Origin of the sequence: Saccharomonospora iraqiensis subsp. iraqiensis, assembly GCF_000430445.1 — a bacterium.
GTDB lineage: Bacteria > Actinomycetota > Actinomycetes > Mycobacteriales > Pseudonocardiaceae > Saccharomonospora > Saccharomonospora iraqiensis.
Map to the genome: position 1 here is coordinate 17,165 of NZ_KE387119.1, position 1,638 is coordinate 18,802.

The 1,638-nt window shown below is 72.0% G+C and carries 3 protein-coding genes; 1 reads left to right on the top strand and 2 read right to left on the bottom strand.

All coding sequences use genetic code 11. The features are described 5' to 3' along the window. Nucleotides 1-601 (bottom strand): dihydrodipicolinate synthase family protein (locus ACTIR_RS24080; RefSeq protein WP_034240744.1); only part of this gene is annotated, 601 nt, incomplete at its 3' end. 44 nt (nucleotides 602-645) lie between these two features. On the opposite strand from ACTIR_RS24080, the gene ACTIR_RS0117610 reads away from it, so the two are divergent. Next, nucleotides 646-1,245: a CueP family metal-binding protein gene (locus ACTIR_RS0117610; protein WP_026455265.1), complete on the top strand. Its 600-nt coding sequence runs from the start codon at nucleotides 646-648 to the stop codon at nucleotides 1,243-1,245. A 19-nt stretch (nucleotides 1,246-1,264) separates the two neighbouring features. Here the strand turns inward: ACTIR_RS0117610 and ACTIR_RS0117615 are convergent. Next, nucleotides 1,265-1,638, bottom strand: a 374-nt coding sequence (locus ACTIR_RS0117615) for an ATP-dependent helicase C-terminal domain-containing protein (RefSeq protein WP_026455266.1), incomplete at its 5' end; no start/stop codon positions are given.

Here is a 1,638-nt window from a genome sequence, read left to right on the forward strand (position 1 = left end):
CGTTGAGGCCGGTCGCGGCGAGCGGATCGCCGCTGACCCCGACGGTCACCGACGCGGGCAGCAGCGTGCGCAGGTCGGACACCCGCGCCCCGGCCGCGTCGGGGTCGGCCGGCACCCCGGGGATCTTCAGTGCGGCGACGTTCGGCAGTTCGGCGACGCGGGCGTAGAGCTCGTCGGTGAAGGTGAAGCCGGTGGTGCCCGGGTTGTCGTAGACCACCAGCGGCACCGACAGTTCGGCGGTGACGTCGGCGTAGAGGCCGAACGCCTCCTCCTCGGTCAACGCCTGGTAGGACACCGGCGCGAGCAGCACCCCGGAGGCGCCCGCGTGCTGCGCGTCCTCGGCGAGCGCGAGCACGTCGCGGGTGCGCAGCGCGCCGATACCGACCAGCACGGGGGTGTTCCCGGCGTGGGCGACGGCCACCCGCGCGGCGCGGGCGCGCTCCGCACCGGAGAGGTACGGTGCGCACCCGGTGGAGCCGAGCGCGGTGATCGAGTCGACGTCCGCCTCCGCGAGGCGTGCGACCAGCCCGGCGAACGCCTTCTCGTCGACGCCGTGGTCGGCGACGGGCGTGAGCGGGAACGCGCTGAGTCCCGTGACCATGCATTCCTTCCTGAGGGGAAAGGACGTTGAGGCAGGATAGAGCAATGAAGCGACACCTGATCGTGGCGGGAACGCTGCTGCTGACACTCGCCGGCTGTTCCACCGCCACCCCCGGGGCCGATCGAGTGACACCCGGTGCGCCGACCGTCACCACCGACGAAGCAGGTTTCCTCGCCGACCACGGTTTGACGGGAATGGACGGGGCGGAGATCATCGACCACCTGGACCGGGTACCCGTCGCCCAGCGCTCGACCGACCTCACGGCCGCCGTGCGCGCCGATCATCTCCTCCTCGCCGACGCCGAGCGGAAGCTCACGGTTCCGATCCGGGACGACCGGTTCTACCTCGCCCTCGCCCCCTTCGTCGAGCAGACCCACGAATGTCACTACCACTCCCTGACCACGTGCCGCGGTGAGCTGGCCAACGAAGAAGTCGGGATCCGCATTCTCGACGACGCCACCGGTGAGGTCCTCGTCGATGAGCGGGTCACTACCTTCGACAACGGTTTCATCGGGTTCTGGCTCCCCCGCGACGTCAACGGCACCATCGAGGCCACCTACGAGGGGCGCACCGGCCGGAGCGCCTTCTCCACCGATGAGGATGGAGCCACCTGCCTGACCGACCTCCGGCTCACAGCCACCTGAACTCCGGATCGCAGGGTGCTCACGGCCGACCGGGGCGGCTCGGGGGTGCGGTGAGCGGGTCGTCCGGCCAGGCGTGCTTCGGGTACTGGCCGCGCAGTTCGGCGCGCACCTGACGGTAGCCGTCGCGCCAGAACGACGCGAGGTCCCCGGTGACGGCGGCCGGGCGCCCGGCCGGGTCCAGCAGCCGCATCACCACCGGCACCCGTCCGTCGCCGACGGTGGGCACCTCGGTCCAGCCGAACACCTCTTGCAGCCGCACCGGCAGGGCGGGCTGTTCGGGTTCGTAGTCCACCGGCACCCGCGCGCCGGACGGCACCGCGATGCGCGCGGGGGCCAGTTCGTCCAGCCGGGTGGCCTCCGGCCACGGCAGCAGCCGCTGCAGCGCCTGCCCGG